The organism is Nitrosospira multiformis (assembly GCF_900111585.1).
GTDB classification, from domain to species: domain Bacteria; phylum Pseudomonadota; class Gammaproteobacteria; order Burkholderiales; family Nitrosomonadaceae; genus Nitrosospira; species Nitrosospira multiformis_B.
In genome coordinates, this window is record NZ_FOHI01000006.1 from 84,182 (window position 1) to 103,787 (window position 19,606).

General features: G+C 52.7%; 15 protein-coding genes. All 15 read left to right on the plus strand.

The genetic code is table 11. The annotated features are described in order from the left end of the window. Positions 1-43: 43 nt before the first annotated feature. The 15 genes from sufB to BMW46_RS10385 all read left to right on the plus strand — a co-directional run bounded on the left by sufB (position 44) and on the right by BMW46_RS10385 (position 19,525). Complete coding sequence (gene sufB / locus BMW46_RS10310) at positions 44-1,480, plus strand: Fe-S cluster assembly protein SufB (protein ID WP_074708162.1); 1,437 nt, start codon at positions 44-46, stop codon at positions 1,478-1,480. Next, positions 1,477-2,265, plus strand: coding sequence for a Fe-S cluster assembly ATPase SufC (gene sufC / locus BMW46_RS10315; RefSeq protein ID WP_074708165.1), 789 nt, complete (start codon positions 1,477-1,479; stop codon positions 2,263-2,265). The genes sufB and sufC overlap by 4 nt, the downstream gene beginning before the upstream one ends. Beyond that, the gene (gene sufD / locus BMW46_RS10320) at positions 2,262-3,584 is read left to right on the plus strand and encodes a Fe-S cluster assembly protein SufD (RefSeq protein WP_081355771.1); all 1,323 of its coding nucleotides are present in this window, start codon (positions 2,262-2,264) and stop codon (positions 3,582-3,584) included. The genes sufC and sufD overlap by 4 nt, the downstream gene beginning before the upstream one ends. Then, entirely contained in the window at positions 3,581-4,840 is a 1,260-nt protein-coding gene (locus BMW46_RS10325) for a cysteine desulfurase (RefSeq protein ID WP_074708170.1), read from the plus strand. Before sufD ends, BMW46_RS10325 begins: the two co-directional genes overlap by 4 nt. Further along, positions 4,840-5,322 (plus strand): Fe-S cluster assembly sulfur transfer protein SufU, encoded by a 483-nt coding sequence (gene sufU / locus BMW46_RS10330; protein ID WP_074708172.1) that lies wholly within the window; start codon positions 4,840-4,842, stop codon positions 5,320-5,322. Before BMW46_RS10325 ends, sufU begins: the two co-directional genes overlap by 1 nt. A 22-nt stretch (positions 5,323-5,344) precedes the next feature. Further along, positions 5,345-5,905, plus strand: coding sequence for a NifU family protein (locus BMW46_RS10335; protein ID WP_074708175.1), 561 nt, complete (start codon positions 5,345-5,347; stop codon positions 5,903-5,905). 240 nt (positions 5,906-6,145) lie between these two features. Then, positions 6,146-6,559 carry a protoporphyrinogen oxidase HemJ gene (gene hemJ, locus BMW46_RS10345; protein WP_074708180.1) on the plus strand — a complete coding sequence of 138 codons (414 nt, stop codon included), beginning with the start codon at positions 6,146-6,148 and terminating at the stop codon, positions 6,557-6,559. A gap of 100 nt (positions 6,560-6,659) precedes the next feature. Then, positions 6,660-7,760 (plus strand): 3-dehydroquinate synthase, encoded by a 1,101-nt coding sequence (gene aroB, locus BMW46_RS10350; protein ID WP_074708182.1) that lies wholly within the window; start codon positions 6,660-6,662, stop codon positions 7,758-7,760. Then, entirely contained in the window at positions 7,753-8,874 is a 1,122-nt protein-coding gene (locus BMW46_RS10355) for a deoxyguanosinetriphosphate triphosphohydrolase (RefSeq protein ID WP_074708185.1), read from the plus strand. Before aroB ends, BMW46_RS10355 begins: the two co-directional genes overlap by 8 nt. A gap of 193 nt (positions 8,875-9,067) precedes the next feature. Then, a complete protein-coding gene (gene hemE / locus BMW46_RS10360) occupies positions 9,068-10,165 on the plus strand; it encodes a uroporphyrinogen decarboxylase (RefSeq protein ID WP_074708187.1) in 1,098 nt (365 codons plus the stop codon). 80 nt (positions 10,166-10,245) lie between these two features. Continuing rightward, a complete protein-coding gene (locus BMW46_RS10365; RefSeq protein WP_041352815.1) occupies positions 10,246-10,929 on the plus strand; it encodes a response regulator transcription factor in 684 nt (227 codons plus the stop codon). Beyond that, positions 10,868-12,184 (plus strand): sensor histidine kinase, encoded by a 1,317-nt coding sequence (locus BMW46_RS10370; RefSeq protein ID WP_256377037.1) that lies wholly within the window; start codon positions 10,868-10,870, stop codon positions 12,182-12,184. Before BMW46_RS10365 ends, BMW46_RS10370 begins: the two co-directional genes overlap by 62 nt. Before the next feature lie 389 nt (positions 12,185-12,573). Continuing rightward, on the plus strand, positions 12,574-15,321 hold the full coding sequence (locus BMW46_RS10375; protein ID WP_074708194.1) for a YbcC family protein: 2,748 nt from the start codon (positions 12,574-12,576) through the stop codon (positions 15,319-15,321). Then, positions 15,318-17,210, plus strand: coding sequence for a proton-conducting transporter transmembrane domain-containing protein (locus BMW46_RS10380; RefSeq protein WP_074708197.1), 1,893 nt, complete (start codon positions 15,318-15,320; stop codon positions 17,208-17,210). Before BMW46_RS10375 ends, BMW46_RS10380 begins: the two co-directional genes overlap by 4 nt. A gap of 662 nt (positions 17,211-17,872) precedes the next feature. Next, on the plus strand, positions 17,873-19,525 hold the full coding sequence (locus BMW46_RS10385) for a SulP family inorganic anion transporter (protein WP_074708199.1): 1,653 nt from the start codon (positions 17,873-17,875) through the stop codon (positions 19,523-19,525). Positions 19,526-19,606: the final 81 nt, after the last annotated feature.

The following is a 19,606-nucleotide window of genomic DNA, read 5'->3' on the forward strand; positions in this document are numbered from 1 at the left end:
CTATTATTAAAAGAAAAGACATTCCGATATTGGAGCGAATCTCATGAGTGCAGTACTACAGAATCTGGTCAATCAGCCATACAAACACGGTTTCGTTACCGAAATCGAGTCCGATATCGCGCCAAAAGGCCTTAACGAAGATATTATCCGGCTCATTTCGACCAAGAAAAACGAACCTGCCTGGCTTCTCGACTTTAGGCTCAAAGCCTATCAGCAATGGCTCAAGATGGAAGAGCCGAAATGGCCCAATGTCAAGTATCGGCAGATCGATTTTCAGGCGATCAGCTACTACGCTGCGCCCAAGCCGAAAAAGAAGCTCAACAGCATGGATGAGGTCGATCCTGAGTTGCTTCGCACCTTCGAGAAACTGGGGGTGCCCATGCATGAGCGCGCGGCCCTGGCCGGCGTGGCGGTGGACGTGATTTTTGACAGCGTATCCGTGGCCACCACCTACAAGCAGAAGCTCGCGGAGGTCGGAATCATTTTCTGCTCCATTTCCGAAGCCGTGCATGCTTATCCTGAACTGGTGAAGCAGTATCTCGGTACGGTGGTGCCCGTGGGTGACAACTACTATGCAGCACTCAACTCAGCCGTTTTTACGGACGGCACCTTCTGCTTCATCCCGAAAGGCGTCAAGTGCCCGATGGATCTGTCGACCTACTTCCGCATCAATACGGAAGAGTCCGGACAATTCGAGCGCACTCTGATCGTTGCCGAGGAAGGGTCGTCCGTGTCGTATCTCGAAGGGTGCACGGCCCCAAGGTTCGATACCAATCAATTGCATGCCGCGGTGGTCGAACTGATCGCACTCGACAACGCCGATATCAAATATTCGACGGTACAGAACTGGTATGCGGGCGACGAGAAGGGGGTGGGCGGCATATATAATTTCGTAACCAAGCGGGGTCTGGCGAAAGGCGCCAATTCGCGCATCTCGTGGACGCAGGTCGAAACGGGATCCGCCATAACCTGGAAATATCCGTCATGCATACTGCAGGGGGAAAATTCCGTGGGCGAATTTTATTCGGTAGCGGTAACCAACAACTATCAGCAGGCAGATACCGGCACCAAGATGATCCATATCGGGAAAAACACCCGCAGCACCATCGTCAGCAAGGGTATTTCAGCCGGGCATTCCAATAACAGCTACCGCGGACTGGTCAGGATTGCTCCCACTGCCAGCGGCGCGCGCAACTATTCACAATGCGATTCGATGCTGATCGGAGACCAATGCGGGGCGCATACCTTTCCCTACATTCAAGTGCGTAACCAGAATGCCAAGGTCGAGCATGAAGCATCAACGTCAAAAATCGGCGAAGATCAACTGTTCTACTTTGCACAGCGCGGCATCGGCAATGAGGAAGCGGTTTCCATGATTATCAACGGTTTCTGTAAAGATGTATTTCAGCAACTGCCGATGGAATTTGCGGTCGAAGCGACAAAACTGCTTGGATTCAAGCTGGAGGGAAGTGTTGGATGATTCATCAGGATAGCAAAACGATTCTGGAAGTAAGCGGACTGCGAGCGGCAGTCGAGGGTGTAGAGATACTCAAAGGCGTTGACCTCATCGTTAAAAGTGGTGAGGTGCATGCCATCATGGGAACGAACGGCTCGGGCAAGAGCACCTTTGCCAAGGTGCTTGCCGGGCACAGCGCCTATCAGGTTACCGGAGGATCGGTATTGTTTGAAGGGCAGAATCTGTTCGATTTAGAACCGGAAGAACGGGCGCGTGCAGGCGTATTTCTTGCCTTTCAGTATCCGATCGAGATACCCGGTGTTTCCAACAGCCATTTCCTGCGCCTTGCCTACAATACCCTGCAGTCGCAGCGTGGAAAGGACGAACTCGATCCGCTGGAATTCGAGGATTTTGTGCGCGAGAAAATGAAATTGCTGGAAATGAATCCCAATTTCCTGGATCGAGGCGTCAACGAAGGTTTTTCGGGCGGTGAGAAGAAGCGCAACGAGATGTTGCAGATGGCACTGCTGGAACCACGACTGGCTATCCTGGATGAGACGGATTCCGGTCTCGACATCGATGCCCTCCGAATCGTTACCAATGGGGTAAACAAACTTGCAAACAAGGACAACGCAATCATTCTGGTAACCCATTATCAGCGCATGCTCAACTATATCGAACCGGATTACGTGCATGTAATGCGCGGCGGACGCATCGTTAAAACGGGCGGCAAAGAGCTTGCGCTCGATCTCGAAACGCGAGGTTATGACTGGGTAGGGGTTGAGCGGCGTGTCCCGGCAAGCGCATGAGCATGAGCCTCGTGAATAGCAACAGTTATCTCGAAAGCCTGCTTCGAGGACAACCGCGGCTGCCGCCCAGCCCTCTCGCCTGGTTTAACCAACTGCGGGCAAATGCAGTCGACCATGCGGGAAGGTTGAAGCTGCCCACGACACGGGATGAGGAGTGGCGTTTTACTGACCTTTCCCCACTCGTTCGCCAATCGTTCCAGCCCGCTCTTGCTGCACCGGCGTTGCAGGCCGCAGATGTCGAGCGTTTTTCCCTTGCGGAAGCTGCTATCAGGCTCGTATTTGTCGATGGCAAATACATGCCGCAACTTTCTACGCCGGCAGAACGCCTCGGAAACCGCGGCTTGATTGTCACCAATCTGTCATCGGCGATAACAGCGAATGCAGAGGCAATAGAGCCGCATCTGGGTCAGTATGCGCGCTTCGAGGATAATCTGTTTGCGGCGCTTAATACCGCATTCCTGCACGATGGTGCGTTGGTCATGGTACCGCGGGGTGCAGCGATCGATACGCCTGTACACGTGTTGCTCATTGCAACGCAACCGGAAGTGGCAAGTCATCCGCGCTGTCTTTTCATCGCTGAAGCGGGAAGCGAAATTACCATCCTCGAGGATTACGTCAGCCTGAATGACGCAATCTATGTGACCAATGCCGTGACCGAGATCGCTGTGGGAGATAATGCGCAGATCAGTCACATCCGGGTACAGCGCGACAGCACCGAAGCGTTTCATATCGGGAATTGTGCCGTTTCGCTAGGGCATGCCGGCCGCTACCGCTCTGTGAGCGTAGCGCTGGGGGCGCGGATTTCACGTTACGATCTGAATACAGTGCTCGATGCGGAGGGTGCTGAGTGCGCTATCGACGGGCTGGCATTGATCAATGGCCGACAGCTTGCCGATACACACAGTTCCATAGATCATGCCAAACCGAACTGTACCAGTCGTCAATTGCATAAATGCATTGCTGACGGTAGCGCGCATGCCGTGTTCAATGGCAAGATCATGGTTCGCCCGGGTGCACAGAATACGGATTCCGCGCAATCCAGCCGCAACCTCTTGTTGAATGCGAAGGCGCGTATCGATACCAAGCCGCAGCTCGAAATATTTGCGGATGACGTGAAGTGCGCACACGGAGCAACGGTGGGGCAACTCGATAGCGAGGAGTTGTTTTATCTCAAGAGCCGCGGCCTGTCCGGAGCTGCGGCGCGAAATCTGCTGACTTATGCGTTTGGTGCCGAGATCATTGATCGCATTCCCATCGCATCGCTCAAATACCGGCTTGAACGGACAGTGCTGGAACAAACCAAGAAAACTGAGCCATGAAAATCATAGATTCCACGCTGCAACCCCAGATTGATTCGACGCTCGACGTCGCGCGTGTGCGTGCCGATTTTCCGATTCTGAAGCTTCAGGTCGAAGGAAAGCCGCTGGTCTACCTCGATAATGCAGCCTCCAGCCAGATGCCGCAGCCGGTGATCGACCGCCTGGTGCGTTACCAGACAAGCCAGCACGCAAATATCAATCGCGGAGTGCATTATTTATCCGAGACTGCGACGGCAGAATATGAGGCGGTGCGCCGTAAATTGCAGCGCTTCATCAATGCGCGTGAAGACAGAGAGGTAATCTTTACCAGCGGAACGACAGATTCCATCAACCTCGTGATGCACGGGTATGGACGCAAATTCATCGGTGCCGGCGATGAAATCATCCTGACCACCTTGGAACATCATTCGAATATCGTTCCGTGGCAGATGCTGGCGGAAGAAAAAGGGGCAAGGATACGTGTCGTGCCCATCAACGATGCCGGTGAACTTCTCATCGATGAATACGAGAAGCTTTTCAACGAGCGCACGAAGTTTGTCGGTGTGATGCACGTATCGAATGCTTTGGGGACGGTCAACCCGATCAGGGAAATGATCGCCTTCGCGCATGCCCGCGGCGTTCCGGTGCTGGTGGATGGCGCGCAGGCTGCGCCGCATATGAAAGTGGATGTCCAGGATCTCGACTGCGATTTCTATGCATTTTCGGGACACAAGATGTGTGGTCCGACAGGCATCGGTATTCTGTACGGAAAAGCGGAATTTCTGGAGCGCATGCAGCCGTTCAAAGGCGGCGGCGACATGATTCTGTCGGTGACATTCGAAAGAACCACCTACAATTCCATTCCACACAAATTCGAAGCAGGAACTCCCCCCATTGCAGCCGCTATCGGGCTTGGCGCTGCCGTCGACTATTTATCGAATGTCGGTATCGATGCCATCGCCGCGTACGAGGTTGAATTGCTCACCTACGCAACCGAACAGATGCGCCAGATACCCGGAGTGCGCATCATAGGCACAGCAGCGAAAAAAACCGCGGTGCTGTCTTTCGAGATGGCGGGTGTGCATCCGCATGATGTCGGTACGCTTTTGAATCAGGAAGGCGTTGCCGTTCGCACCGGCCATCACTGCGTGCAACCTGTGATGCTGCGCCTCAAGGTGCCTGCCACCACACGCGCTTCGTTTGCGTTTTATAATACAATGGCTGAGGTAGATACTTTCATCGCTGGCATTCGTACTGTGCAAAAGATATTTATTTAATGACTACGAAATCTCTTTATCAAGAAGTCATTCTCGACCACAACAGGAAACCCCGCAATTACGGCAAGCTGGACAAGGCAAGCCACCACGCGGTCGGGCACAATCCGCTTTGTGGCGATCATCTCGATATCGATCTGAACCTTGAAGGGGAACATATCGAAGGTATTGCGTTCCATGGTGAGTCGTGTGCGATCTGCAAGGCATCTGCATCCATGATGACCACTGTTGTAAAAGGCAAGAGCCTTGCAGACGCGGAGATGCTGATCAAGGAATTCCGTGACATGGCCACGGGCACGCTGGATCTTGCCCACCCTCACCATCTGGGAAGGCTTACCGTATTTGCCGGCGTACGTGACCTGCCTACCCGCGTCAAATGCGCGATTCTCCCATGGCACACGCTTCACGCAGCGCTCAATTCCGTCAGCACCACCTCAACCGAAGCAGAGGATGATCCCATGCACGCCGCAATAGGGGACGCCTGAGCTTTTCGTCAAGGTACCAGAAATGCCGAAGATAGTTGAAATAGAGGGAACCCCCAATCGAAATGCGTTGAAATTCATCCTCAAGGAGCCGCTGACCTGGGGGGTAACACGTTCGTATGATAATGCCGAGCAGGCGAAAGGTGATCCGCTTGCCGAAGCGCTGTTTGACATCGATCATGTCACCAATGTGTTTTATGTGGATCGGTGGATCACGGTAACCCAGGATGGCGCGGCTGACTGGCAAGACCTGGCGCGCGAAGTAGCAGATCCTATTCGTGCCGCGCCGGCGGCAGATACCCAGACAGCCGCTACAGTTGCAGCCGCAAGTGCGGAAATTGCAAATTTAAGTCCTGAGGACCAGCAACGGCTCAAGCTGATCAATGAGATACTCGATGAGGAGATCCGCCCCTATCTCCAGAATGATGGAGGCGATCTCCATGTGCTTGGCCTTGAAGGCAACCGGCTGAGTGTTCACTACCAAGGCGCTTGCGGCACCTGTCCGAGTTCGATTACCGGAACATTGCGGGGCATCCAGAACATGCTGAGGTCGATAGAGCCTGATCTGGAAGTTGTTGCGGTCTGATATCCGCGGCGACATGCTCCGATACGCATCACGAACCCAGCTTCGGCCTGATGCCACTGTAATCAACCTTCCACGGAAGGAAGCTTTTCCACTTCTCGAGTCTTTCGCGGTGTTCATGTTCCTGGCACCGCGTTAGCGACCTGTCGTCCGCTTCAGTATATTTCAGTATATAGTATGCTTTTTGTACGGCGCTCAGTTCACAGCAACTGAACGCATGGGCTGTTTCCATTCGAAAAGCATATGCTCTGGGTAAAATCTTTTCATATCGTCTTCGTGGTAGCCTGGTTCGCCGGGCTATTTTATTTGCCGCGGCTCTTTGTCTATCACGCCATGACTACGGATTCCGCAGGCATGGAGCGGTTCAAAATCATGGAAAGAAAGCTCTATTATGGGATCATGACCCCCAGCGCGGTGCTGGCGGTCGTCCTGGGCCTGTGGCTCTGGCTGGGCTATGGCATTACGGGAGCCTGGCTGCATGCGAAGCTCGCTCTGGTGGTATTGCTGATTGCATATCACGGATACTGCGGCAGGCTACTGGCCGATTTCAAACGTGACCGCAATCGGCATGGCCATGTTTATTACCGCTGGTTCAATGAAGTACCGGTACTTATCTTGATCGCTGTCGTGATACTCGTGGTGGTGAAACCATGGTGAGCTAAGCGTAGGGATAATTGCCAGGGTTATCCAAAAGAACCGCTTGGACGCTGTTTATCGAAGCGTTCGGGCAGATCGCGCCTCCTTTCCCTTCACAATAATGCAAACAGTCACTGTTAATCTTGTCTCCACGCCAGCCCAACGCGGTTATCCGATCCATATCGGTGCAAACATCCTGGCTCAGCCCGAACTCATCCTGGATTACCTCGGCCAGAAGCGGGTGGCCATTGTCACAAATACTACGGTGGGGCCTTTATATCTCGACAAATTTCGTGCGGATCTTTCAGTTCACGGGATAGTTTCAGTTCCAATCGTTCTTCCGGACGGTGAGGAATACAAGAACTGGGAAACTCTCAACCTCATTTTCGATGCTCTCCTGACCCATCGCTGCGAACGCAATACACCCGTCATCGCCCTTGGCGGAGGAGTTGTGGGAGACCTGGCCGGTTTCGCCGCCGCCACCTATTTACGAGGTGTGCCGTTCATTCAGGTACCCACCACACTTCTGGCGCAAGTCGATTCCTCAGTTGGCGGTAAGACCGGGATCAACCATCCGCTGGGCAAAAACATGATCGGGGCGTTTTATCAACCCCAGGCGGTCATGGCGGATACGTCCACGCTCGATACATTGCCCGATAGGGAACTGCGCGCCGGCATAGCCGAGGTCATCAAGTATGGCCTTATTCGCGATCCGGCATTCTTTGACTGGCTTGAATCTCATGTTGATGCCCTGCTGGAACGTGACAATTCGATGCTTATAGAAGCAATAGAAAGGAGTTGTCAGCATAAAGCCGAAGTTGTGGAGGCAGACGAGCGCGAGAGCGGCATGCGTGCCTTGTTGAACCTGGGACATACTTTTGGACATGCAATCGAGAATGCCATGGGTTACGGCAACTGGCTTCACGGGGAAGCAGTGGCTGCGGGAACGATGCTGGCAGCCGAGGTATCACGACGTATGGGTATGATAGATGAGGGGGAGGTGGAGCGAATCCGGAATCTCTATGTGAAGGCCGGGCTGCCGGTGATTGCTCCGAATCTGGGTCCGGAAAAATATTTGCGTCTGATGGGACTGGACAAGAAAGTACAAGGCGGGAAAATGCGTTTCATACTGCTCGAGAATATTGGGCGGGCGGCGGTGCATGCGGATGTGCCGGCCGCGATACTGACCGAAGTTCTGACGGAATGTACGGCTGATGCATGAGCTGGCATCCTATGCGGTATCGCCTGCCAATTCCCGCGGTCGCCGCATTGCGGAAGAACCCTCTCCCGGTCGCACGCCTTTTCAGCGCGATCGCGATCGCATCATTCATTCCACCGCTTTTCGCAGGCTTGAGTACAAGACCCAGGTTTTCGTCAATCATGAAGGGGACTTGTTCCGCACGCGCTTGACGCACAGTCTCGAAGTGGCGCAGATCGGCCGCTCCGTAGCCCGGAATTTGCGCCTGAACGAGGATCTGGTTGAGGCTATCGCGCTGGCGCATGATCTCGGCCATACCGCCTTCGGTCATGCCGGGCAGGACGCGCTGAACGAGTGCATGAAGGAATATGGCGGCTTTGAGCATAATCTGCAATCCCTGCGGGTGGTGGATGTGCTGGAAGAGCACTATGGCGCATTCGACGGGTTGAATCTGTGCTTTGAAACCCGCGAAGGCATTCTCAAGCATTGTTCAAAGAAAAATGCGCTGGAGCTGGGGGACGTTGGTGAGCGCTTCCTCACGAATCGTCGGCCTTCGCTGGAAGCGCAAGTCGCCAATCTCGCTGACGAGATTGCTTACAACAATCATGACGTGGACGATGGCTTGAGATCCGGTCTCGTCACGCAGCAGCAACTTGAGGAAGTTGGCATATTTGTGCGTCATCTGGCAATGGCCAGACAGCAATACCCGAAAATCTCCGGCAGGCGGCTGGTCCATGAAACCGTGCGGCGGATGATCAATACGCTGGCGGGAGATTTGATCAGACAAAGCGCAGTGAATATCGAGCAGGCGCGTCCCGCCACGCTGGACCAAATCCGGACTGCTCCGCCGCTGATCGGATTCAGCAGGGAAATCGCGCAGGAGCAACAGGAGCTCAAAAAGTTTCTGCGGGAGCATCTTTACCGGCACTACAAGGTATCGCGCATGAGCGCAAAGGCACGGCACATCATCCGCCAGCTCTTTGACGCATTCGATTCGGATATCCGGTTGCTGCCTCCGGAATTCCAGTCCAGATATCAGCAGGACAAGCATCAGGCCATTGCCGACTATATCGCGGGCATGACAGATCGTTATGCCATCCGTGAATACCGGCGTCTTTTCGTTGTCGAGGAAAGCTGACAGATCATTCCCATTGTTGACCTTTTCGCGAATGACGTGTGCCTCGTTGGCCATTCATGGTAAGATGAAGGGTTGAAGGGGGCCTAACGGTTCCGGGGACTTGGCAGTCTCCAAGGCATACATTTCCACTGGTAGCTCTACAGGTAGTTTGAGCATCCGGCTTTTACTGATTTTTGCGATTGATCGGGTCTGAATGACAAGATTGAAGAACGATACCCTGCTCAGGGCCCTGCTGAGGCAACCCACTGAATACACGCCGGTTTGGCTCATGCGGCAGGCAGGGCGTTATCTCTCCGAATATAATCAGACGAGGGCTCGTGCGGGCAATTTTCTCGCGCTCTGCAAGAATCCTGACTTCGCCACCGAAGTTACAATGCAACCTCTCGCGCGATTTCCTTTGGATGCGGCCATCCTGTTTTCGGATATTCTGACGATTCCTGATGCGATGGGATTGGGACTATATTTTGCGGAAGGAGAGGGCCCCAGGTTCGAGCGCCCCTTGCGCGAAGAGTGGGAGATCCGGGCCCTTACCGTCCCAGATCCTGCTGTTCATTTGCGCTACGTCATGGACGCGGTTTCGCAGATACGCAAGACTCTGGATAATCGGGTTCCACTGATCGGGTTCTCCGGCAGTCCGTTTACGCTTGCCTGCTATATGGTGGAAGGGGCCGGCGGGACTGATTTCCGGCAAATAAAAACCATGCTGTACCGCCGCCCTGATTTGCTGCATCACATTCTCGATATCAATGCGCAGGCTGTCACCGCTTATCTGAACGCTCAAATCGAGTCCGGCGCGCAGGCAGTAATGATTTTTGATACGTGGGGTGGAGCGCTTTCCCACGCCGCTTATCAGCAATTTTCGCTGCGCTACATGACCCAGATACTGGCCGGGTTGAGGCGGTATCAGGGGGCTGAGCGTATTCCGAGCATTGTTTTTACCAAGGGCGGGGGGCTATGGCTCGAGAGTATCGCGGACAGCGGGTGTGATGCAGTGGGACTGGACTGGACCGTGAATATCGGAGAGGCCCGGCAGCGCGTGGGCCACAAAGTCGCTTTGCAGGGCAACCTTGATCCTGCCGTGTTATTCGCTGAACCGGGGGTAATTGCTGCCGAAGTGGAGCAAATTCTTGCGAGTTTTGGCGAAGGCAGTGGGCACATCTTCAACCTGGGACATGGCATATCGCAGTTTACGCCGCCCGAAAATGCGCTTACGCTGGTCGAAGCAGTTCACAGCCTCAGCCGGAGATTTCATCGTGCGGATGCCGAGGGAAACAGCAGTTTCGGCAGCTAGCGGATAAACAGAATTTTTTCACTTCGAATCTACATGATATTTTGATATTTCTGCAGGTCTGATTGTTTGGAACTCTTCACGTGCGCATACTTATTATTGAAGATGATCGGGCAATAGCCAGTAATCTATACGACTTTCTCGAAGCTCGCGGTCACAGTGTCGATGCGGCGGCTGATGGGATTACAGGGTTGCATCTTGCGGTTACACAGCAGTTTGATGGCATTTTGCTCGATCTGGGATTACCGGGTGCGGATGGTATAACACTGTGCCGGAAGCTTCGTCAGGAAGCGCATCTCGATACTCCGGTCCTGATGCTGACGGCGCGCGACACGCTGGAAGACAAGCTGAAAGGTTTCGATTGTGGGGCGGATGACTATCTGGTCAAACCCTTCGCCTTGAAAGAAGTTGAAGCGCGACTGGTTGCCATGCACAAACGTCGAAAGGGCAAGGTAACCAGTCGAACGCTGGAAACGGAGGATCTTTCCTTCGATCCGAAAACCCTCACAATCCGCTTCGCGGGCGCGAACGTCAAATTGCCGCCGAAATGCATTGGCTTGCTTGCAGTCATCATGAGCGAGCCTGGCCGCGTTTTCAGCCGCAGGGAGCTCGAATCGGAAGTATGGGGGGATGTGCAGGAAACCAGCGATACTCTCCGAAGTCACATGCACGAGCTTCGCCGCGCACTGACGCGCGCGGGTGGCTATGATCCAATCGAAACCGTTCACGGTCTCGGCTATCGGCTTTCCACGCGTGCCCGTAATTAGGCGTGGGCTTCGCCTTCGTGTTGCACTCGCGTTTGCGATATTCTGTATTGTCGTTGTCGGAACGCTGGGTGTCAGCCTGTATATCGCTTCCGATGACATCGAAGAAGCTCATATCGAGCAGATCATCGAAACCGAGATGGATTACCTGCTCCAGCGCTATCGCGAGCATGCGGACTTCGTGCCGCAGGAAGGTTCCAATCTCGAAAAATACATCATCCACGATCCCTCCGAAGAATCTCGCCTTCCTTCCTATCTGCAGGGACTGAGTTACAGGCGGCACAAGGTTTTTCGCGGCCCGGAGGAAGTCCGGGTCGCGGTGCATCACGTGGACGGAGTCAAGTTTCTTGTCGCCTATGAAATAGGTCTGCACGAAGCGCGGCAACGGGAATTGAAACTGCTCATCGTCCTGTCGCTCATTTCCGTCGTAGGTGTCGCAGTCGTGGTGGGATATCTGCTGGCCGGAGTGCTGGTCAAGCAGGTGACTGATCTCGCCGAGCAGGTGAGGCATCTCGCGCCGGGTGACATCCAGGGGGAAACGCTTACCCAGCCCGGGCAGGATGAGGAAGTGGCGCAGCTCGCGCGCGCGCTGGATGACTATCAAAGCCGCATAACCCGCATGCTGCGCAGGGAACAGGAGTTTACCGCCAATATAAGCCATGAGCTGCGCACACCGATTACAACTATCCTGACAAGCTGTGAGCTGCTGGTCGCGGAACCGAATTTCTCGGAAAGAGCGCGCATGCGGATCGGCATGATCGAAAGCGCCGCAACCCGGATGGGCGAGCAGTTGCAAGCCCTGTTATTTCTTGCGCGCGAGCAGTCGCTCGGGGTAATGGAACCCGTGGACCTGGCCGAGTGTGTCTACGATGCGGCAGAATCGATATGCGGGGAGATCTATCGAAAGCATCTTACATTCGAAGTCACGGTGGAACCGAAAGCCATGCTGACGCTGAATCGGCAGGCGATTCACACGGCTCTTGTGAATCTGCTGCGCAATGCGGTGCAATATACCAATAGCGGTTTCATACGGGTAAATTTCAAAGGCAACCGTCTTTCGATTTCCGATTCCGGTATAGGTATTGAGCCTTCCTATCTACCCCTCCTGTATGAACGCTTCTTCCGCGGTTCAACGCAAGGTGAAGGTCTGGGCATAGGGCTTGCCATCGTCAAGCGCATCTGCGACTACTATGGATGGAGCATAGAAGTCGAAAGCATGCCGGGACAAGGTGCGACCTTCCATATTGTATTTCCCTGACCCTCATTTTTCCTGGAGAGAAGCATTTCCCCGCAGGTTTCCCCTGACTGCCCGACATAGCGGAAGCTCTACAGTTCTCGCTATTCGATCTTCTGCAAAATCCGCGCTTTGCGGACTATTTCCACCACTTTCTCCTTCCTGAAGACGCCACTTTTTAGTGATCGGACCGCCGGGATGCCTGCCTCACCCGGTAAGGGTGCTCGTTTAAACTCTGTTTATCAGGGTATTTATCTTCACGAATTCTTCACAGGGCGTGTGTTAATTTGATATCTGAGTAAATACCTGAGTAAATTCCTCTGTTATTTTAAGTCAATGAATCGAGTTTATTTTAGTTAAAGGGAATCCTATCAACAGGTCAGAAGGCGTTACGAAGAAGAGGAGTAAAAATTATGCCAGCAGCAATAGACAAAGATGAAAATATTCAGAAAGAGGGAAAGAGGATCGAGTTGGTGAAGGATTCTCCAAAACAGTTTGCAGCTTCCGGTGCCGCCGCGGTAAGCGCACCGACTAACTCGGATAAACGAGCGGATGTCAGTCCGCTGCACGCGGAGCGGACTGGAGTCCAGGCGCAGGAAGTCTCCGTTTCTTCCTTCAATGAAGAGGAAGTGATCCATGACCTGCAGCACTATCTGCCCTCGCAGGCTCCGCTGAAAGATTTTATTCATCATAATACATTACACGCATTCCAGAACTATCCCTTCCATGAGGGAACGCGTCGCGCAAAAAAAATATTCGGATATTTTCCCTCTCTTCAACTTCGTGAATATAGAGACCTGTATGAAGCCGGGCGTATCCGCAAGGATATTCTTGAGCGGGTCATCTCCGAGCAGAAGGGCGCACAGTATCTTGAGGATTGGATGCAGCGGCTGCTTGAGAAGGAATATGACGACTCCGTTTCCCCCCGAATAGGCAAACTGAGGGCGAACTGGAAGCGTCATTATCCTATTGACCTGGATCTGATGGTTCACCCGCTTCTGTTCAGAATCCTGTGCAGCTACCTCGATCAGGGAATTTCAATATGGGGTTTCCCAATAGGGCACAAGGGTTTTCTTGCGGCCATGAAGGAAATGGAAGAAAAAAGCTTCGCCAGTTTCTTCAAGACAAAGAGAGCTAAAAAGCTTTTGGTGTCTGGAAACTGCAAGATGGAGGATCTGCTGAAGCTCCTGGTGGGGGATGAAACCCTCTATGCGCAGTATCTGTTTGACCAGCAGTTTGCGCACCCGGGTTGGTCGGGCATGGTAGCTTCCGTCGAGGCCCAGCCCGCCTCTCTCCTGAACCCGAAGAACATTACCGTTCATGACCTGGTTGTCTTCGAGCTTCTGCTTGAGATTGACGCGCTCGATTCCTATTTCGGAGAAAGTTGGCAACCCATTGCCCGCATTCTGGAAGAGCGGCCTGAACCGTTGTTCGACGATGTGCCCGAGACTGAGGTCGATACGGTTTTTTCCCTTTGGCACGATGCTTTTGAGTGGACGTACTACGACCAGGTGCTGACTGGAATAGCTTTGCAGGACAAGACCTGGGAAAGAAAGATCGAAAACAGAAGTTTCCAGACGTACTTCTGCATCGATGACCGGTTGACATCGTTCCGCCGGTACCTCGAGCAACTGGATCCGGATTGCGAAACGTTTACCACCGCCGGATTTTTTAACGTCGAACTGTATTATCAACCCGAGAACGGCAAGTTTTACACGAAATGCTGTCCCGCGCCGGTCTTCCCCAAATTCCTCGTCAAGGAAATCGGTAACAAGCAGAAGATAAAGAAGGAAGTACATTTTTCCAAGCTCACCCATTCGCTTTTCCAGGGCTGGTTTATTTCCCAAACCATCGGGTTCGTGTCGGCCCTGAGATTGGCCTTGAATGTATTCAAGCCGGGCGCGATGCCTGCCATGGCCTCATCTTATTCCCACGTGGACAAGAACGCGCGGCTAACCATCGAAAACAAGGACCCGAACGACAAGGAAAACGGTTTGCAGATCGGGTTTACGATTGACGAGATGGTCCAGCGCGTTCAGGGTGTCCTGACCAGCACGGGGTTAAACGGGGTAGATAAAACCTTTGCTCCCATCGTTTACATGATTGGGCACGGCGCGTCCAGCGTAAACAATCCTCACTATACCGCCTATGACTGTGGCGCATGCGGCGGCCGGCCCGGATCGGTGAATGCCAGGACGTTCTGTTACATGGCCAACCATCCCAAGGTAAGGGAAGCACTCAAAGAGCGGGGCGTCGTTATTCCACCCACTACCCAGTTCCTCCCGGGGCTGCACGACACCACGCGTGACGAAGTTGCCTTCTTCGATGAAGAGATTCTCTCCGAGGAAAACGCCGGAAAACACAGGAGGAATACGCTCGTCATCAATGAAGCGCTCGATCTCCACGCGAAGGAGCGGTCCAGAAGATTGGTATCCATTGATACCAAAATGAGTCCCAAGGAGATTCACGAGGAAATTCGCAGGAGATCCGTTTCGCTGTTCGAACCCCGGCCGGAGCTCAATCATGCGACCAATGCGGTAAGTATTATCGGCAGACGGAGTATTACGGAAAACCTCTTCCTGGACAGGCGGGCGTCCACGAGCACCTATGACTACCGCACTGATCCTGAAGGTAAGTTCCTCACCATGTCCATGGGCCCCATTGCGTTGGTTATGGGCGGTATCGACCTCGAGTATTTTTTCTCCCGGACCGACAATCACAAAATGGGTGCCGGAACGAAACTGCCGCACAACGTCATGGGTCTGATCGGGGTGGCCAACGGCGCGGATGGCGATTTGAGGACAGGGCTTCCCAGCCAGATGATCGAGATCCACGATCCCGTCCGTCTCCTAGTCATCATCGAACATTATCCCGATGTGGCATTGAAGGTGATCAAGTCGCAGACGGCAAACTATTCGTTTTATGAAAACTACTGGGTGCACTGCGTGGTCGTGCATCCGGACACCGGTGAGCTTTGGTTGTACAAGGACGGTAGTTTCTCGAAGATTTACAAGCCCCTGTTAAACGATCTGGAAACCGTATCGGATCTGAGCGCATTGATGGAACGGGCTAAGAAAGCGGAATCGATCGAAACCCTGGATGCGGTTCAAGAGAATTTACCTGTCTACTTTATCGAGAAGAAGGAGAGAGTGAAAAAATGACGATGCCGCTGCTAACCTCGCTGCTTGGGTTATTCATAATCATCCCGTTGATCGGGTTTGCGCTCACCATGCTCGTGCCGAAAAAGAATGAGGATGCCATTTCCTGGATAGCCTACTCCACTGTCGGTTCGCACATGGTTTTGGCCTGGATATTCCTGGTCCTCTGGCTGTTCGGCGGATACCCGACGCTCGAGACAATTGAGCTTATCCTGTATAACACGGAAAGTTACAAGTTTTTCATTTCATTCTATTTCGACAAAATTACCGCGGTTTATCTATTCGTCGGTTCCTTCCTCTGCTTTCTGGTTACCGTCTACTCCAGATGGTACCTTCATCGTGAAAGGGGCTATAAGCGGTTTTTCAACACCATCCTGTTCTTTTTCATCGGCTACAACATCATCATTTTCTCCGGTAATTTCGAGACGCTCTTCATCGGTTGGGAAGTTCTGGGAATCACGTCCTTCCTCCTGATCGGGTTCTACAGGGAGCGGTATCTGCCGGTAAAAAATGCGCTCAAGGTATTCACGGTGTTTCGCGTGGCGGATATGGGTTTGATTCTGGTCATCTGGATGAGTCATCATCTGTGGCACGAAAACATCACCTTCTCCAAGCTCATGCATCCGGAACTGGTTGCACAGACTCTTGAGGGCAACACGACATTGGGGATTTTGATCGGGTTGATGCTCCTGCTGGCGGCCGCTGTGAAATCGGGTCAGCTCCCGTTCTCTTCCTGGGTGCCCAGAGCACTGGAGGGTCCGACCCCGTCGAGTGCAATCTTTTACGGATCGCTCTCGGTTCATCTGGGCGTCTTCCTTTTGCTGAGAACGTTCCCATTCTGGGAAAATCAGCTCGTTGTGGTAGTGCCTGTCATTCTTCTTGGCGTGGCGACCGCCGTAGTCGCGACCCTTATTTCACGCGTACAGTCCTCGATCAAGACGCAGATTGCCTACTCTTCGGTGGCGCAGATCGGCATCATTTTCGTGGAAGTGGCGTTAGGGTTTTATGATCTTGCCTTGATCCATTTGGCAGGAAATGCATTCTTGCGGACGTATCAGCTTCTGGTTTCGCCATCGGCCGTGACCTTCCTGCTCCGCGATCAGTTCTACAACTTTGTTCCAAGGGAATACATCGACAAGCACTCCACATCCAAGCAAATCGAGTATGCGGCCTATATGCTGAGCGTGAAGGAGTTCAATCTCGATTCCTTCATGTATTTCTTCTTCTGGGATCCCGTGAAATGGATCGGCAGGAAGCTGAACCTGGTGTTATCCGGAACTGGCGGTTTCGTTATCGCTACCACACTTTTCCTCGTCGGCCTCGCCTGCCTGTACTACGAGCAGTCTTTACCGGTGGGGGTCCAGCAATTCCTGCCGACACTATTTGCCTTCATCGCCCTGATCGTCGTGCTGAAGTCTTTCTCGGAAAGAATGAGTCCCCAGTTGAGCTGGTACTTCGTCATCATGAATCATCTCTGGATCGCGCTCGCCATCTCGTTTTACGACGAAGTGACGACCCGGGAGATCGTTATTTATATAAGTGGCATCCTCCTTTCAGGTCTTGTGGGATATGCGTGTCTAGCACAACTGAAGTCACTCGAGCGGAAGGTGGATCTGAAGGAACCTCAGGGTCAGGGTCATGTCTATGAATACCCTACCCAGGCTTTCATTTTCCTGCTTGCGTGTCTGGGCTTGATGGGTTTTCCTATTACCCCATCATTCTTGGGAATAGACCTGATCTTCACCCATATTCACACAGACCAGGTCGTATTTGCATTTATTCTCGCACTGAGTTTCATCATCGTCGGTCTCTCCCTGGTCAGAATATATTCGCGGATTTATCTTGGACCTCATGTTAAAACTTACCATGCCGTCCCCTTCAAAAACTCGTGAAAGTGAAATTATGATATGAAAGTGGGAGTCCACAGACAGATCTGATGAAAGGCGCCGGCTTAAACCCAGGGAATCAGAAGCCATGCGAAAGAAATCCCGGAATAAAGTCGGCGCTCAACCAGGGTCTGAAAAGGGGTCTGAAAAGGAGTGTTATCAGGAAATAAGAAGGTACCTGAGTAATGAATAATAAGTGAACGCCTCAGAAGGTTTCGGAAGATGTATCCGATCTCGCGCGAGGGAGTAATAGAGGCGTAGACAAATTCATTTCTGACCGACTTCAGCACACACAACTACGCCTCATCAGAGGTAATAAAAGACAAAGTATGCGAAGCCTTACACTTCGAAAGAAAAAAGATGCGGGGGTGTAGAGGGGGAAAAGGGAAATGCGGGGTGGTATTCCGTATTTTGAGCAACTCCTCTAAAAGAGGGATGGGATAAAGGATGAATTATATCACAAATGTGAAGACGCATGGCGCAGGACACGAAAACTTGGTTGAGATGAACACACACATGTTTTATAGACGAAAAATACCGCGCATGAAGCTCTTCAAACCCTCTGGATAGCCTGCTGCTGAGAAACTTGGCAGGCGAATGGAAATTAATGGAAATATGAGACTTTTTTATTCAGGATATTAAAATCCAATTAACAGGAGTTATCACTGATGAGTTCAGCTACTGCTTCTACCACTAAACTGACAGTACCGAAAGACGGTCTGTCCGGGATGTTGGAGAACTTCCGGTACGATTTTATGGCCGGCTTCTTTGTCTTCCTACTGGCTCTGCCGCTTAGTCTAGGTATCGCCAAAGCTGGTGATTTTCCGCCCGCAATGGGTGTGCTTACCGCCATGATTGGCGGGCTGGTAGTCGCGTTCTTTGCCGGTTCACAACTAACCATCAAAGGCCCGGCAGCGGGCTTGATTACCATTGTCGCAGGTTGTGTTGCCGAAGTCGGCGGCGGTCCGGAAGGGTGGAAAATGGCCCTGGGCGTCATGGTCGTCGCGGGCGCGCTGCAAGTCGTTATCGGCTTTATGAGGGCAGGTTCGCTTAGCGATTTCTTTCCGTTATCCGCGGTGCATGGAATGCTGGCTGCGATCGGGCTTATCATTATTTCGAAGCAGGCGCACATCCTTCTCGGAATAGACCCAGCGACACTGGCGGGAATGGGACCTGTGAAGCTTTATGCGCATATTCCCCATTCCATCATGAATCCAAACGTGCCTGTGGCAATAGTCGGGATACTCAGTCTGGTCGTCCTGTTTGGATTGCCCAAGATAAAAAGCCCTTTAGTAAAGAAAATTCCAGCTCCAATGGTTGTATTGCTGATAGCTATCCCCGCTGCTATGGCTCTGGATTTCAAGGGAACGCAACCCGCTCATATCCTCGTGCATATCGGTGATTTCTGGAAGGAAATTGCTTTTAACGCCGATTTCTCGCAAATTGGAACAGGGGCGTTCTGGAAATACGTGATCATGTTCCTGCTGGTGGGAAGTCTGGAGTCCTGTCTTACCGTCAAAGCAGTTGACAGCCTGGATCCCTGGAGGCGCCAATCCAATTTCAACAAGGACTTGATCGCCGTCGGTGCCGGCAACACACTCGCCGCTGTAGTGGGTGGATCCCCAATGATATCGGAAGTGGCACGTAGTTCAGCCAACGTCGGTTTTGGTGCACGCACGCGCTGGGCCAATTTCTTCCATGGCCTCTGCCTGTTTGTCTCGATGCTGTTCCTGATCCCCGTGATCGAGATGATTCCGAATGCCGCACTGGCAGCCATGCTGATTTTCGTCGGCTACCGGCTGGCCTCGCCGCACGAGTTTTTCAAGACCTACAAGATTGGCAGCGAGCAGTTGACGATCTTCCTGGTTACGATTGCGGTGACGGTCGCCACTGACCTGTTGATGGGTATCGGGGCAGGTATTCTCGTCAAATTCGTCTTCCATATCGTAAATGGCGCATCGCTCGGCAACCTTTTCTCGGCGCGCTATCAACTGAAGCAGACGGGAAATCAGTACTATATGAACGTTCAGGATGCCGCAATATTTTCCAACCTGATCGGCTTCAAGAAGGTACTGGCCAAGTTTGAACCCAAAAAGGAAGTCGTTCTTGATTTCAGCCAGGCAACGCTGGTCGATCATACCTTCATGGAATTCCTGGAGCATTTCGAGGAGCAATATGTCGAAAAAGGAGGAGCGGTGACGGTGACAGGTTTCGAGCGCTTCCAACCTTTCTCTGCTCATCCACTCGCGGGAAGAAAGGCGAAGAAGGAAAAAGTCAGTGCTACCACGCCCTCGCTTGATGGTAGCCCATCGAGGGAGTGATGCCTGACCAGCAGGCTTCGTAATAAAAGTAATAGAAGCACGATGGACCGGAAATACGGTCCCTCGTGCTTTTTTTTGGCT

Bases quoted from the DNA above. Each gene is read 5' to 3' on its own strand.
- sufB (WP_074708162.1), top strand. From the start codon at position 44: ATGAGTGCAGTACTACAGAATCTGGTCAATCAGCCATACAAACACGGT.
- sufC (WP_074708165.1), top strand. From the start codon at position 1,477: ATGATTCATCAGGATAGCAAAACGATTCTGGAAGTAAGCGGACTGCGA.
- sufD (WP_081355771.1), top strand. From the start codon at position 2,262: ATGAGCATGAGCCTCGTGAATAGCAACAGTTATCTCGAAAGCCTGCTT.
- BMW46_RS10325 (WP_074708170.1), top strand. From the start codon at position 3,581: ATGAAAATCATAGATTCCACGCTGCAACCCCAGATTGATTCGACGCTC.
- sufU (WP_074708172.1), top strand. From the start codon at position 4,840: ATGACTACGAAATCTCTTTATCAAGAAGTCATTCTCGACCACAACAGG.
- BMW46_RS10335 (WP_074708175.1), top strand. From the start codon at position 5,345: ATGCCGAAGATAGTTGAAATAGAGGGAACCCCCAATCGAAATGCGTTG.
- hemJ (WP_074708180.1), top strand. From the start codon at position 6,146: ATGCTCTGGGTAAAATCTTTTCATATCGTCTTCGTGGTAGCCTGGTTC.
- aroB (WP_074708182.1), top strand. From the start codon at position 6,660: ATGCAAACAGTCACTGTTAATCTTGTCTCCACGCCAGCCCAACGCGGT.
- BMW46_RS10355 (WP_074708185.1), top strand. From the start codon at position 7,753: ATGCATGAGCTGGCATCCTATGCGGTATCGCCTGCCAATTCCCGCGGT.
- hemE (WP_074708187.1), top strand. From the start codon at position 9,068: ATGACAAGATTGAAGAACGATACCCTGCTCAGGGCCCTGCTGAGGCAA.
- BMW46_RS10370 (WP_256377037.1), top strand. From the start codon at position 10,868: ATGATCCAATCGAAACCGTTCACGGTCTCGGCTATCGGCTTTCCACGC.
- BMW46_RS10375 (WP_074708194.1), top strand. From the start codon at position 12,574: ATGCCAGCAGCAATAGACAAAGATGAAAATATTCAGAAAGAGGGAAAG.
- BMW46_RS10380 (WP_074708197.1), top strand. From the start codon at position 15,318: ATGACGATGCCGCTGCTAACCTCGCTGCTTGGGTTATTCATAATCATC.
- BMW46_RS10385 (WP_074708199.1), top strand. From the start codon at position 17,873: ATGAGTTCAGCTACTGCTTCTACCACTAAACTGACAGTACCGAAAGAC.